At 35.5% G+C, this 13,151-nt stretch carries 12 protein-coding genes; 4 read left to right on the forward strand and 8 right to left on the reverse strand.

Annotated features, from left to right (window positions below; translation table 11 throughout):
• On the reverse strand, positions 1-866 hold an 866-nt coding region (locus WA249_RS10080; protein ID WP_336168411.1), incomplete at its 3' end, for a LysR family transcriptional regulator.
• A gap of 130 nt (positions 867-996) precedes the next feature.
• A complete protein-coding gene (gene gcvA / locus WA249_RS10085; protein WP_336168413.1) occupies positions 997-1,881 on the reverse strand; it encodes a transcriptional regulator GcvA in 885 nt (294 codons plus the stop codon).
• A gap of 120 nt (positions 1,882-2,001) precedes the next feature.
• Here gcvA and WA249_RS10090 point away from each other — a divergent pair, with 120 nt between their 5' ends.
• Both WA249_RS10090 and WA249_RS10095 read left to right on the forward strand, forming a co-directional pair.
• A complete protein-coding gene (locus WA249_RS10090) occupies positions 2,002-2,706 on the forward strand; it encodes an SDR family oxidoreductase (RefSeq protein ID WP_198072579.1) in 705 nt (234 codons plus the stop codon).
• Positions 2,707-2,777: 71 nt separating this feature from the next.
• Positions 2,778-3,983 carry an MFS transporter gene (locus WA249_RS10095; RefSeq protein WP_336168418.1) on the forward strand — a complete coding sequence of 402 codons (1,206 nt, stop codon included), beginning with the start codon at positions 2,778-2,780 and terminating at the stop codon, positions 3,981-3,983.
• Between the two features lie 53 nt (positions 3,984-4,036).
• Here WA249_RS10095 and WA249_RS10100 read toward each other — a convergent pair whose 3' ends face one another.
• The 6 genes from WA249_RS10100 to WA249_RS10125 form a co-directional block, all read right to left on the reverse strand.
• Entirely contained in the window at positions 4,037-4,789 is a 753-nt protein-coding gene (locus tag WA249_RS10100; protein ID WP_336168422.1) for an SDR family NAD(P)-dependent oxidoreductase, read from the reverse strand.
• Between the two features lie 10 nt (positions 4,790-4,799).
• Complete coding sequence (locus WA249_RS10105) at positions 4,800-5,555, reverse strand: SDR family NAD(P)-dependent oxidoreductase (protein WP_336168423.1); 756 nt, start codon at positions 5,553-5,555, stop codon at positions 4,800-4,802.
• 107 nt (positions 5,556-5,662) lie between these two features.
• Positions 5,663-6,421 carry an SDR family NAD(P)-dependent oxidoreductase gene (locus WA249_RS10110; protein WP_336168425.1) on the reverse strand — a complete coding sequence of 253 codons (759 nt, stop codon included), beginning with the start codon at positions 6,419-6,421 and terminating at the stop codon, positions 5,663-5,665.
• A 100-nt stretch (positions 6,422-6,521) separates the two neighbouring features.
• On the reverse strand, positions 6,522-7,301 hold the full coding sequence (locus WA249_RS10115) for a helix-turn-helix domain-containing protein (protein WP_336168427.1): 780 nt from the start codon (positions 7,299-7,301) through the stop codon (positions 6,522-6,524).
• Positions 7,302-7,399: 98 nt separating this feature from the next.
• Positions 7,400-8,902 (reverse strand): CoA-acylating methylmalonate-semialdehyde dehydrogenase, encoded by a 1,503-nt coding sequence (locus tag WA249_RS10120; protein WP_205668346.1) that lies wholly within the window; start codon positions 8,900-8,902, stop codon positions 7,400-7,402.
• 16 nt (positions 8,903-8,918) lie between these two features.
• The gene (locus WA249_RS10125) at positions 8,919-10,253 is read right to left on the reverse strand and encodes an aspartate aminotransferase family protein (protein WP_336168429.1); all 1,335 of its coding nucleotides are present in this window, start codon (positions 10,251-10,253) and stop codon (positions 8,919-8,921) included.
• Positions 10,254-10,877: 624 nt separating this feature from the next.
• Here WA249_RS10125 and dapA point away from each other — a divergent pair.
• On the forward strand, positions 10,878-11,753 hold the full coding sequence (dapA, locus tag WA249_RS10130) for a 4-hydroxy-tetrahydrodipicolinate synthase (protein ID WP_141315359.1): 876 nt from the start codon (positions 10,878-10,880) through the stop codon (positions 11,751-11,753).
• 122 nt (positions 11,754-11,875) lie between these two features.
• Entirely contained in the window at positions 11,876-13,132 is a 1,257-nt protein-coding gene (locus WA249_RS10135; protein ID WP_005110708.1) for an NAD(P)/FAD-dependent oxidoreductase, read from the forward strand.
• Positions 13,133-13,151 lie beyond the last annotated feature (19 nt).

Raw genomic sequence — 13,151 nt, forward strand, 5'->3', positions numbered from 1 at the left:
ATATTATTCGCTTTACTCTTTTTAGTAATTAAACAAATTTTAGTGTTGTAAGTAATTTCTGATTTAAATATAGGTTTCATTTTCTGTTCTTGTACCCATTTAGAAGCATAATGATCCGGAAGAAATCCAAGGAAGTTTCCTGTCAAAATTAAAAATGCTATGCCTTCTCTGTCTGTAGCAGTTGCCTTACAGTTAAGAAGTTGATGTAAATTAATAGCTTCTGCGGTTATATTATAGTTAGGTGTTACAGCATCCCATTTTTTCAAATCATTTTTTAATAATAAAGTGGTTGAAGAAAATAGAGGATGTTTATTACCACAATAGAGAAAAGACTTCTCTTCATATAGATCAAAGTAATTGAGTCCAGATAGGGAAGCAACAAATGGAATAGCTCCAACATGTAGACGACCATCTAATACTTTACTCTCAATATCTGAAAGAGTACTCATACTAATATTTATTTTTACATCAGGATGTTCATTACTTAACTGCCTTAATGTATGAGTAACATTACAATTTGGCATTGTAACTAAGTTATTGATAATGCCAATATTAAATTCACCTTTGAGCTTATTATGGATTTGGTTGACCTTTACGCGGAAATCTTCAATAGATACCAAAAGTATCTCAATATATTCTAATAGTTCCTTTCCTTCTTCTGTCAGAGCAAAACCAGCTCTACCTCGTTGGCATAATCTGAATCCCACTCTTTGTTCTAAGTCACTTACATGTAAGCTAATTGCAGATCGGCTAATACCCAACATACTTTCAGCAGAGGTAAAGCTGCCACATTCACAAACAGTTTTAAAAATCTTTAAAAGCTTTATATCAGTATTGCTAATTTGCTGTAGTTGTTTGAGCTTCATATTGGTGGCTTTTTGAGCAATATAAAACTAAATTTATCAAACATATAGTTGAATGTGAAATAATTTTAAAAGAAAAAATTAATTTGAAAGTCCTTATTAAGAATAAAGTTATAAATGAAATATTTTATTTTCAATTGAACTGATCAAATAGCCATTTACGAACTTTAGCAATAGATTCAGCATTTATAGAATATCGAGGAGTAACTAAATAAAATCCAGTTTCCATTTTTAAGTCTTGCTCAAAAATTTTAATGAGCTTTCCTGTTTCTAAGTCGGAACTGACAAATATGGGATTACTTAATGTAATACCTTGTGCAGCAACTGCGGCATCAATAGCCAATAAGGTTTGATTAAAACGGATATTTTTAAATAGGTTTTTAGTTTTTTTTACTTCTAATTTATCTAAAAAGTGGGACCAAAGATTATTAGCATCATGTAGTAAAGTATATTTATATAAATCATTTAAATCTAAAGGCTGATTTTTTAAAGGGATTAAGTGAGGGCTTGCTACAGCGATAAAACAATCTTGTAAGAGTAACTCTGTATGAAGACCAGCACCGAAAGGAGGTTTACCATAACGGATTGCTAAATCGACCCCATCATTTTGAAAATGTGAAATTCTTTCTGTAGCTAAAATCTGTAAATCAATATCGGGATGAGTTTGAGTAAACTGGTTGAGCCGAGGAATTAACCACTTAGATGCAAATGTTGGAGTTACGCTAATAGTAATATGTTTATTTGAATGGCGAAATGACTGAGTTGCTTCAAAAATTAAATTAAAAGCTTGAGTAATGCTATGAGAGTAACTTCTACCATTTGGAGTTAAAGTTACGCCTTTAGAATGTCTCTCGAATAATTTTGAACCTAGCTCCTCTTCAAGACTACGAATTTGTTGAGCAATTGCACTTTGAGTAACATTTAACTCTTCTGCTGCGAGTTTAAAATTTAAATGTCTACTTGCTGCCTCAAAAGCTTTTAGTGCATTCAATGAGGGTAAACGATTGGCCTGATTCATACTGTAGTTTTTCTTCATTCAATGGAGAGAAAAGTTAAAGTCAGCTGAAGAGTTCACCATGATATTCTATTCAAAATATTAAGGTGTGCATGGTTTTAGCACTTTTAAAGGATAGCATATATGACTGTAGAAAAAGTAGCGCTAATTATAGCGGGTGGTAGTGGCATGGGAGCGGCGGCTGCACGACAATTAAATAAAGATGGCTATCATGTAGGTATTCTTTCTTCTTCTGGAAAAGGAGAAGATATTGCCAAAGAGCTTAATGGTATTGGTGTGACGGGAACAAACCAATCAACTCAAGACATAGGTAACCTTGTTGACCAAGCTTATCAAAAATGGGGAAGAGTTGATGTATTAGTTAATAGTGCGGGACATGGTCCTCGAGCTCCTATTTTAGAGATTACAGATGAGCAATGGCATTTAGGTCTAGATACTTATCTCATGAATGTCATTCGAGCAACTCGTTTAGTGACTCCAATTATGGAGAAGCAAAATTCAGGCGTAATTATTAATATTTCTAGTGCATGGACATTTGAACCAAGCGATATGTTTCCGACATCAGCTGTTTTTCGTGCTGGCTTAGCATCCTTTACTAAAATTTTCGCTGATAAATATGCAGCGAATAATATTCGTATGAATAATATTTTACCTGGCTGGATAGATAGTCTTCCTGAAACAGAAGAGCGTCGCAAATCTGTACCATTACAAAGATATGGTACCAGTGAAGAAATTGCTGCAACCATTAGCTTCCTGGCTTCCCAAGGGGCTGCGTACATTACAGGACAAAATATTCGTGTAGATGGAGGCATCACTCACTCTGTCTAAATATGTTTCATCAAATGAGTTGGTTAAGCCTCGTAAAATAATTTACGGGGCTTTTTAAGTGAGTAAAAAAGATGGCAGCATTGACTCTAGGGAAACAGTCTAATTTAGACGTGACAAGGAAAATCATTTCAGTCGTTATTTTTACAGCTTTTGCTTATTTATCGGTAGGGTTGCCATTAGCAGTCTTACCAAAATTTATTGTAAAAGACCTTAATTTTGCACCTTTTTTGGTTGGTTTAATTATCAGTTTACAATATTTAGCAACGCTATTGACTCGCCATAGTGCTGGTCAACTTGTCGATAGAAAAGGCTCCAGATATGTAGTTCTTTTAGGGTTAAGTTGTTGTGGATTAAGTGGAGTATTTGCTTTTTTAGCACTTTCGTTAGTTTCATATCCACTAGTAAGTATTTCCTTACTCGCAATTTCAAGACTATTTTTAGGTAGTAGTGAAAGCTACTGCAGTACTGGTGCAACACTTTGGGGAATGCAACTAGCCGGCCCTACAGAAACTTCTCGGGTAATTTCATGGAATGGCGCAGCAACATATCTATCTATGGCAATCGGGGCTCCATTAGGAGTCTTTTGTAATGCGCAGTTTAGTCAATTCGGCTTTGCCATTTTGACTATAATTTTAGCTATTGTTGGATTTTTTCTTGCATATAGAAAGACAGCAATACGGACTGGGAATGTTCGACCTGTAAGTCTACCAATTTTATCAGTACTTTCTAAAGTTTGGATTTTCGGTTTAGGGCAAGCTGTTGGAACTCTTGGTTTTGGTGTACTTTCAACCTTTGTAGCTTTATTTTTCTTGGAAAAGGGTTGGAGTAATGCAGCACTGGCTTTGAGCTTATTTAGTATTGGTTTTGTAGGTGTAAGATTTATCTTCTCTAATACCATTCAAGCTTTCGGCGGTAAGAATGTGGCTCTATGCGCATTTCTTGTCGAAGCTATCGGCCTTTTAACAATTTGGCAATCAGGTGACCGAATAATTGCTTATGCGGGAGCATTTCTTGTCGGGACAGGTTTTTCTATGGTCTTCCCAGCGATGGGTGTTGAAGCAATGAAAAAATTTAATGACCAAAATAAAGGTATAGCTTTAGGTGTATTTACAGCCTTTTTTGATATCGCTTTATTATTAATTGGTCCAATTGCGGGCCTATTAATCCCGATTACTTCCGTGCAAAATCTTTATGGAGTAATGGGTTGTATAACTTTATTATCAATAATTCTTCTATATTTTTTATTTCTTAAAGACACTAAACAACAGATAATTTAATTTTTAGAATAAGAGTATTGGGGGGAAAAACCCAATACTCAAATAACTTAATTTTAGCGAACGTAATCTGCTCCTGTAATATCGATCGTTGCTCCAGTCGTATGACGGGAAAGACCAGTAGCTAAAAAGGCTACCATTTCAGCAACATCACTCGCAGGAGTAACTTCACCTAAAGGCAGATTTTCTAATACAGAAGGCTTAATTGCACCCTCTGCTAAATCTGTTGCAACCCATCCTGGTGCAATTGCATAAGCAAGAATATTGTCACGACCATATCCTCTGGCAATACCTTTTGTCAAAGCAAGCAAGCCACCTTTAGCTGCTCCATAAGCTAAATGCTCAGCATCATCACCACGATGCGCTGAACGACTGGTAATATTGATAATAATGCCGCCATGTCTTTGCTTGAAATGTAATAAAGCTAAACGGCATAATTCAGCAGGAGCTGCAAGATTAATAGCAATATTGCTTTCCCATCCCTCACGCCAAGCTTGGCTAGAATTGATATCAGATGGTAACCAAGCTCCTGCATTATTAACTAATACATCTATATGCCCGAAGCAGCCAATGGCTTTGACCCAAACATTCTCTGCACCATTTATACTACTTAAGTCACCCAATACTAAACGAACATTTTCACCTAACTGATTTAATAGTTCATCTAAATGAGGTGTCGAAGAACGTGCGTGAATAATTACTTTAGCTCCTCGTTTATGAAGAAGCTTTGCTGTAGCCAAGCCTATACCACGTGAACTACCTGTAACCAAGATAACTTTATCTTGTAGATCTAGAGCAGTATTTGTCATTAGTATTTCCTTATGCTACAGCTTGAGCACCAGTGATTTCTACACATGCGCCACAAGTAAATGCTGCTTCATTTGATGCTAAAAAAGCGATTAACGCTGCAACTTCTTCTGGTTTGCCAATGCGCCCAAATGGAACCATTGCATCTAAATCTGCAATTGTTTTCCCTTTTTCTGCAATACCTTTTTCAAGCATCGGTGTATGTATTTCACCCGGACAAACTGCATTTACTCGAACTTTATGAGGAGCATAATCACGAGCTAAGCTCTTAGTAAAAGCGACTACGGCTGCTTTACTTACATTGTAAGCGATATGACCTGGAGCAGGTGTTAAACCCCATTGAGATGCTGTATTTACAATTGCTCCACCACCAGCAACAATCATTTTGGGTAATACTGCTTGGCATAAGTGAAAGAGGGCATTCACATTCACTTCTAAACTTAACAACCAATCAGCTTCACTTGTATGCAGTAAATCACCACGACGCATTGCACCAGCATTATTAACTAATATATCTATATGCCCATAATTAGCTTCTATATCTGCTATCGCCTGACGGCATGCATTTCCATTCGTCAAATCAAATACTAAAGTTTCCGCTTTACCACCTTGTTTAATAATATAACTTACAGTTTTTTCTGCTGTCTCATATACGGCATCTGCCACGATAACTGTAGCACCTTCTTCTGCTAAACGAAGAGCAGTTGCTGAGCCAATACCACCACCAGCACCCGTTACTAAAGCTGTTTTACCAATGAATCTAGCCATTTTATTTCCTTTTAAATGGTTGTTATTAGTACTTTATATATTGCATGCAATTTTGCATACAATTTATATTTGATGATTAAATTTGTCAATTCTTAATTGGGAGAAAATTAACGAATATAACTACCGCCATTGATATCAATAGTGGAACCATTTAAAGAAAGTTGCGAAGGTATAAGAACAAAAGAAACTAGTTCAGCTAATTCTTCAGGCTTCACCATTTCAGCAATAGGTATTTCAGCCAAGGCGGATTGCTGTGCATTGCTAGAAATTGAGTTTTCATCGAGTTCAGACTGAACCCATCCTGGAGCAATCGCAACAGCAGTAATACCGTCGTTTCCGAAAGAACGTGCGATAGATTTTGTTAGATTAATCAAAGCTGCTTTACTGCAACCATAAGGTAATGCTTCTGCTACATAACCTCGTTGTCCTGCGCGGCTTGTAATATTAATAATTCTACCTTTACCAGCTAATTTAAAATGGGCAATCGCTTCTTTACAAAGATCTGCGGCAGCAAAGAAGTTTATTTGAAACTCTTTTCTCCATATTGCCTGCCAAGATTCAGGAGGTGAATCTATACTTAGTTCAGTTCGAATACTGGCATTATTAACTATTGCATGTATTTGACCTGCTTCTATGAGCGCTGTTTCCCATAATTTAAACGGCCCGTCTAGAGCAGATAAATCGGCTTGAATAATCCAGCCTTTATTATCAATTTCTCTAAGCAATGATTCGGCTAATTTTTTATCCTTTTCAAATTGGATAATAATGTTAGCCCCTTCACTGGATAATTTCTTTACAATTGATTTACCCATACCATTTTCAGAACCAGTTACCAGTATATTCTGGCCTTCTAAAGAGAGTTTCATTTAAGATTTCCTTAAGTTAATGTAAGCAGTGAAAATTAAAGGTTAAGCAAAATTCTTTTAAGGTGTAACTTGTTGTTTAAATTGAAGTATAAAATTTTATTTAGTTAAATCTGGATAGTATTTCTTTTTTATATTTATTAGGTGTTAATCCTGTCCACTGTTTAAACATAGTTATAAAACCTGAGGTTGTAGAGTAACCTAAGTTTTTAGCAATATTATCGATTGAAGCATTCTCATCTAATAAGGAAATTGTATTTAGGATCTTTAATCGTTGTTTCCATTCTATGAGACTCATTCCTAACTCGTGATTGCATTGTCGACTTAAGGTTCTTTCATTTACTTCAAATTGTTTTGCCAAAGTCGATATATTGATGTTTTGAGAAGAGTGGTCTTTTATATATTGAAGTATAGCCGCGAGCTTTGGATGATTTGTGAGAGGAAGAAAACTATTTGAATATTCTGAATCTGTAATTTGATCTAACAATACTTGATATAAGTGCTTATCTTTTTCAGATCTTATTGATGAAATGGTTTTCTCTTTACAGTGCCTCAAAATTGAATCTGTTATGGAATTGCAAATAACTGTACTTATAACAAATGGTAATGTATTAGCGAGTTCGTTAGGTATCCTGATGACACAATATTCTTGAGAATTGATAGTAATTATTTCATTTAAATACTTTTTTGGTATCCAAACACCATATGAGGGAGGGGCTTGAATTAAAGTTGAACCTAAACTGACATTTGATTTTTTGGAATAACAATAGATAAAAATTCCAAAATCATTTTTTGATTCTGAACAATCAAAAGCATTGTAGTTTATAAATATATTTTCTATATCATTATTACTTAAATTAGGTTCGCTTAGATAAGTGTTCATAGATATATAACTATATAAGTAAGATATTGTGTATTTTAGAAAACATAAATAGCGTTAAAATCAGAATGGGCTGATCCTAACGCTATATTTATAAACTACTACAGAGTTGGCATTGAGAATTGAGCACCTTCTCTAACACTTGAAGATGGCCAACGTTGAGTAATTGTCTTACGGCGAGTATAGAAGCGAATACCATCTGGACCGTAAACATGAAGATCACCAAATAGGGAACGTTTCCACCCACCAAAACTGTGATAAGCAACTGGGACAGGAAGAGGAATGTTTACGCCAACCATACCTACAAGTACGTTATCGCAGAAATAACGTGCAGCTTCACCATCGCGAGTATAGATACATGTACCATTGCCATATTCATGTTTATTAATGAGTTCTAAAGCCTCTTCCATAGTATCAACACGAATAACTTGTAATACTGGGCCGAAAATCTCAGCTTTATAGCTGTCCATTTCAGGCGTAACTTCGTCGATTAAGGTTGCACCTACGTAGAAACCATCTTCATGACCTGCAACTTTTGCTTCACGGCCATCAACGACAACTTTTGCACCTTGTTGTTCTGCACTTGTAATATGGCTAACGACTTTATCTTTATGGGCTTTAGTAATAACTGGGCCAAAATCGTTACTATTTTCTGAATAAGCGCCGTATTTTAAAGAGCCGATAGCTTTAGAAAGATTTTCAATTAATTGATCACCAATTTCTTTACCTACAGTTACAGCAACAGATAGGGCCATACAGCGCTCACCTGATGACCCGAATGCAGCACCAAGTAATGAGTTAACAACGTTATCAAGATCAGCATCAGGCATGACAATCGCATGGTTTTTTGCACCACCTAAAGCTTGGCATCGTTTTCCATTTGCAGCAGCAGTCTTATAGATATACTCAGCAATAGGAGTTGAACCTACAAAACTTACCGCTTGTACACGACTATCACTTAATAAAACATCTACAGCTTCTTTATCACCATTAACGATGTTAAAAACACCTTCAGGTAAACCAGCTTGATAGAGTAATTCCCCAAGAAACATGGTCGAACTTGGATCACGTTCTGAAGGTTTTAAAACAAATGTATTACCGCAAACTAGAGCCATTGGAATCATCCATAATGGCACCATTGTTGGGAAGTTAAATGGTGTAATGCCAGCTACCACACCTAAAGGATGAAAATCGCTCCAAGAGTCAATATTTGGACCTACGTTTTTAGTGAATTCACCTTTTAGTAGTTCAGGAGCACCACATGCATATTCAACAACTTCAATACCACGTTGTAATTCACCTTTTGCATCATGCAAAATTTTTCCATGCTCTTCACCAATAAGATGAGCAATTTTTTCAGCATTTTGTTCAAGTAGCTCTTTAAACTTAAACATAATACGTGCACGACGTAAGGGCGGCGTATTTTTCCACGCAGGAAAAGCGGCCTGAGCAGCAGTGATTGCTTCCTCTACAGTTTCTTTTGAAGCTAACGCAACTTGTTTAGAAACTTTGCCTGTAGATGGGTTAAAAACATCCTGTGTTCTTTGAGTGTCGTGAATTTTTTTACCATTGATCAAATGACCAACAACGTTCAACTCGCTCATTTATTATCTCCTAAAATTAATGGCAACCAATTTCTGTTAAAACTTCGTCATAGATTTTTAAAGCTTCTAAAACTTCTTCTTTAGTAACGATACATGGAGGTACAACATGAATACGGTTATCTGCAAGGAAGGTTAAAAGACCTTTTTGTGCACAAAGATTCTTAATTTCAGTCATAGTCTGAGCTGAAACGCGTTCTTTTGTTTTTTGATTGCTAACTAATTCAATTGCCCAGAAAACACCAGCACCGCGTACTTCACCGATAATATTGTGCTTCTCAGCAAGCTTTTTAAGGCCAGGTCCTAAAACTTCATTACTGATGTATTCCACATTTTCTAGAACTTTTTCTTCTTTCATAGCATCGATAGTTGCCACAATAGATGCCATTGCCAAAGGATGACCTGAATAAGTCAACCCTCCAGGGAAGAAAGTAGTATCAAAGTACTGGCTAATTTTTTCAGAAATAATCACTCCACCTACCGGCACATATCCAGAATTTACGCCTTTAGCAAAGGTAATTAAATCTGGAATAACTCCATAATGTTCAAGTGCAAACCATTTGCCAGTTCGGCCAAAGCCAGCCATGACTTCATCAAAAATCATGATGATGCCAAATTCATTACAGAGTTCACGAACACCTTGCATATAGTTTTTAGGTGGCACTAAGATTCCAGCTGTGCCTGGAAGGCTTTCAAGTAAAATTGCAGCAATACTTGATGGTCCTTCACTTTCGATAATTCTTCTCAAATGTTGTAAAGCACGCTCGCATTCTTCCACTTCATTTGATGCATGGAATTCCGATCTATAAAGATATGGGCTAAAAAAGTGAACGTGACCACGTGCATACTCGTTTGGAATACGGCGAGCATCACCGGTTGCTACAATTGCTGAACCTGTATTGCCATGATATGAGCGGTACGAAGATAAAACTTTTGTTTTACCTGTAAATAGTCGAGCCATACGAATAGCATTTTCGTTGGCATCTGCTCCACCATTTGTAAAAAAAACTTTATTAAAGCCTTCAGGAGCTAATTCTACAATTCTTTTTGCAGCTTCATTTCTTGCTAAGTTTGCAGTTGAAGGGGCAATTGTCATTAATTCTTGAGCTTGTTTAACAATTGCTTCAACCACTTTTGGATGTTGATGGCCAATATTTGTATTCACCAACTGGCTGCTAAAATCCAGATATTCATTACCATCAAAATCCCACAGTTTCGATCCTTTACCAGATTTAATAACTAAAGGATTTAAATTGCCTTGGATTGACCAAGAATGGAATACGTATTTGCGATCCATTGCGTAAACATCATCGTTATCGATGGTTGATACATGACTGATTGAGGACATATCCATAATCGTTCCTATGAAAATGGTTAGCGAAGTAATCGCTTTAACTCAGCAAATCCAATATTTCTATTATTCATCTGATGAGCACGACGAGCTAAATAACTAAAATTCAATACATTAAAATGTAGAATTTAAAATGTATGCAATATTGTATGCAATGAGATTAAGAGATAAAAATTATCCTGTCAATCAGTTCAAAAAAGATTTTTTTATTTAAATTTCTAACATTCGGGCAAGATTTAGTTTGGAAAAGAGAAATATCCAATTAAAACAAAAATCTATTTGGGGGCTTAAATATCTTAATATTTCTAATAATTCTAATTAAAAAATATCTTGCAATTTAAATCTTAATTAAAAATAAGATGAGTTAAATATAAAAAATCTTTTTCTTAAAAAATATATCTTTGAAAAATCTATTCTTTTTATAGGTAAATTAATTTTCTCATGAATGATTGACATCTAAAAAAATTACAGATATTGTTTGTGTATGCAATATTGTACACAATGTAATAATCTGGAATTGAATACTAAATCTTCAATTTTAAGTTATTGAAATAACATTAGTTATTTTCTTAATTTTGTATGAGATAGGGAAATTCAGATTTAAAAATTTTTATGGAGAAATTTAAAATGTTGCAAGGTATTCTTCCTGCTCTAGTAACACCTTTTGATGAAAATAACCAAGTCGACTATAAAACGTTGGTTGATATTATTGAATATCAATTAAAAGCCGGTGTTAAAGGTTTCGTACCATTAGGTTCTACTGGTGAGTATTACGCACTGACTAATGAAGAGCGCCGTGAAATTCTTAAGGTAGTAAAAGACACAGTTGGCGATCGAGGTATTTTAATTGCTGGTGCAAATGGTTCGTGTACACGTGAAGTTTTAGAACAGGTTCAGCAAACAGTTGATCTTGGTTATACAAACCTTTTAATTGCACCTCCTTATTATGCTTTACCATCTCAAGAAGAGTTGATTGCTCACTACAATGCGATCTTAGATGCTTTTCCACAAATTAATATTGTTCTATATAACTATCCTGTTCGTACAAATGTAGAAGTTGGGTACGAAGTACTTGAAGCTTTTAAAGACCATCCACGTGTTATTGGTATTAAAGAAAGTAGTGGTAATTTATTACGTGCTATTGAAATTGGTGGAAAGTATAAAGATAACTACCAGCTTTCATGTGGTTCAGATGATCAGGCATTGGATTTCTTCTTGTGGGGCGCAACAAGTTGGATCTGTGGTCCAGCTAACTGTTTCCCAAACAAAGTCGTTGAAATTATCGATAAATATAATGCTGGTGATATTAAAGGCGCTCAGGATGTTATGCGTCAATTATTCCCAGTTATGGCAATTATGGAATCAGGTAAATTCGTTCAAAAAGTTAAATATGGTTGTGAATTGGCTGGATTTAAAGTTGGTAATGCACGTATGCCATTATTACCTTTAACTGAAGAAGAAAAAGCTGAATTTAAACGCGCATTTGATGCAATCGATAAGTAAGTAAATTTGAAACCTATGAGTCAAAAGGCTCATAGGTTGAATAAAGTTTTTTTAAAAGAGTAGGATAGGTTTTTATTATATCTCATCAATATAAAACCTCAATTAATCAATGGAATGTAAAAATGTCTATAGAATCTAATTTGAAAAATACTGTTGTAATTGGTGGCGGTATAGTGGGTATCTGTTGCGCTCTTTATCTGCAAAAAAAAGGTTTTAAAGTCACTGTTGTTGACCCATCCGAAGCTGGTGAAAGCACCGCGAAGTGGAGCTGTGGACAGATGGCCGTGAGTGAAATTATTCCACTTTCAAAAAAAGGGATCTTAATGAAGATTCCTGGTTGGTTACTAGATCAACAGGGACCTTTAGCATTAAGACCATCCGCTTTTCCAAGCATTATTCCATGGTTTTTACGTTTTTTAAATTGTGCAAGAGAATCTCGTATAAATGAGATTGCTAGCTCTTTGGCTTCATTAACTCAACATGTCTATGAAGACTATGCAGTATTGTTGGAAGACTGCCCAGACAAAGATTTAATAGGCACACGACCTATTTTAGAGCTTTTTGACAGTGCTGATGATATTGAACATGAGAAGAAATATTTGGAGTTAAGACAAAGTTTTGGTTTCAAACATCAAATTCTAAATGAAAAAGAAATTTCAGACTTAGAACCTGTTTTTACAGGAAAATTCAAACACGGTTTGTTATTTAATGATTGGACCGCTGTAAAAGATACTAAAGGTTTTATTGCTGCACTCACTGAAAGTTTTATTGCAAAGGGCGGTGAAAGGATACGTGCAGAAGTTGTCGAATTACGTGAAGAAAATAATAGATTGCGCCAAGTTCTTTTAAGTAATCATCAAATTATTGATGTTGACTATGCAGTGGTTGCTGCAGGTGTTGGTTCACAACTATTTTCAAAACAACTCGGTATAGATCCACCTTTAGCAGGCATTGCGGGTTATCAAGTCGTTTTGCCAAAACCTGAAGTCGACATTAAGCATTCAACTATCTATGCGTCAGGTGGCTTTTGTTTTGCCCCAATGAGCAGAGGCCTGCAAATTGGTGGAACGATTGAATTTGCTGCAGCTGGCGCAAAACCCAATATGAAACGTGCTGAAATAATTTTGGATAAAGCTAAAAAAGTTTTACCTCAATTAAATACCGAAGGAATGGAATTTGGTGTTGGTTATAGACCATTTTTGCCTGATACAAAGCCAATTATTGATATGAGCTCACGTTTACCAAATGTTGCCTTAGCCTTTGGCCATGGGCAGCTTGGGTTAACTTTAGGTGCGACTACAGGACGTTTAGTCACAGAGATGCTATGTCAGCAACCTACCAAAGTGGACCTCACACCATTTAAAGCAAATAGATTTTAATTATTGAACTAATAAGGAT

The sequence above is a fragment of the Acinetobacter sp. 161(2023) genome (assembly GCF_037027805.1).
Taxonomy (GTDB): Bacteria; Pseudomonadota; Gammaproteobacteria; order Pseudomonadales; family Moraxellaceae; genus Acinetobacter.

Bases quoted from the DNA above. Each gene is read 5' to 3' on its own strand.
- gcvA (WP_336168413.1), bottom strand. From the start codon at position 1,881: ATGAATCAGGCCAATCGTTTACCCTCATTGAATGCACTAAAAGCTTTT.
- WA249_RS10090 (WP_198072579.1), top strand. From the start codon at position 2,002: ATGACTGTAGAAAAAGTAGCGCTAATTATAGCGGGTGGTAGTGGCATG.
- WA249_RS10095 (WP_336168418.1), top strand. From the start codon at position 2,778: ATGGCAGCATTGACTCTAGGGAAACAGTCTAATTTAGACGTGACAAGG.
- WA249_RS10100 (WP_336168422.1), bottom strand. From the start codon at position 4,789: ATGACAAATACTGCTCTAGATCTACAAGATAAAGTTATCTTGGTTACA.
- WA249_RS10105 (WP_336168423.1), bottom strand. From the start codon at position 5,555: ATGGCTAGATTCATTGGTAAAACAGCTTTAGTAACGGGTGCTGGTGGT.
- WA249_RS10110 (WP_336168425.1), bottom strand. From the start codon at position 6,421: ATGAAACTCTCTTTAGAAGGCCAGAATATACTGGTAACTGGTTCTGAA.
- WA249_RS10115 (WP_336168427.1), bottom strand. From the start codon at position 7,301: ATGAACACTTATCTAAGCGAACCTAATTTAAGTAATAATGATATAGAA.
- WA249_RS10120 (WP_205668346.1), bottom strand. From the start codon at position 8,902: ATGAGCGAGTTGAACGTTGTTGGTCATTTGATCAATGGTAAAAAAATT.
- WA249_RS10125 (WP_336168429.1), bottom strand. From the start codon at position 10,253: ATGGATATGTCCTCAATCAGTCATGTATCAACCATCGATAACGATGAT.
- dapA (WP_141315359.1), top strand. From the start codon at position 10,878: ATGTTGCAAGGTATTCTTCCTGCTCTAGTAACACCTTTTGATGAAAAT.
- WA249_RS10135 (WP_005110708.1), top strand. From the start codon at position 11,876: ATGTCTATAGAATCTAATTTGAAAAATACTGTTGTAATTGGTGGCGGT.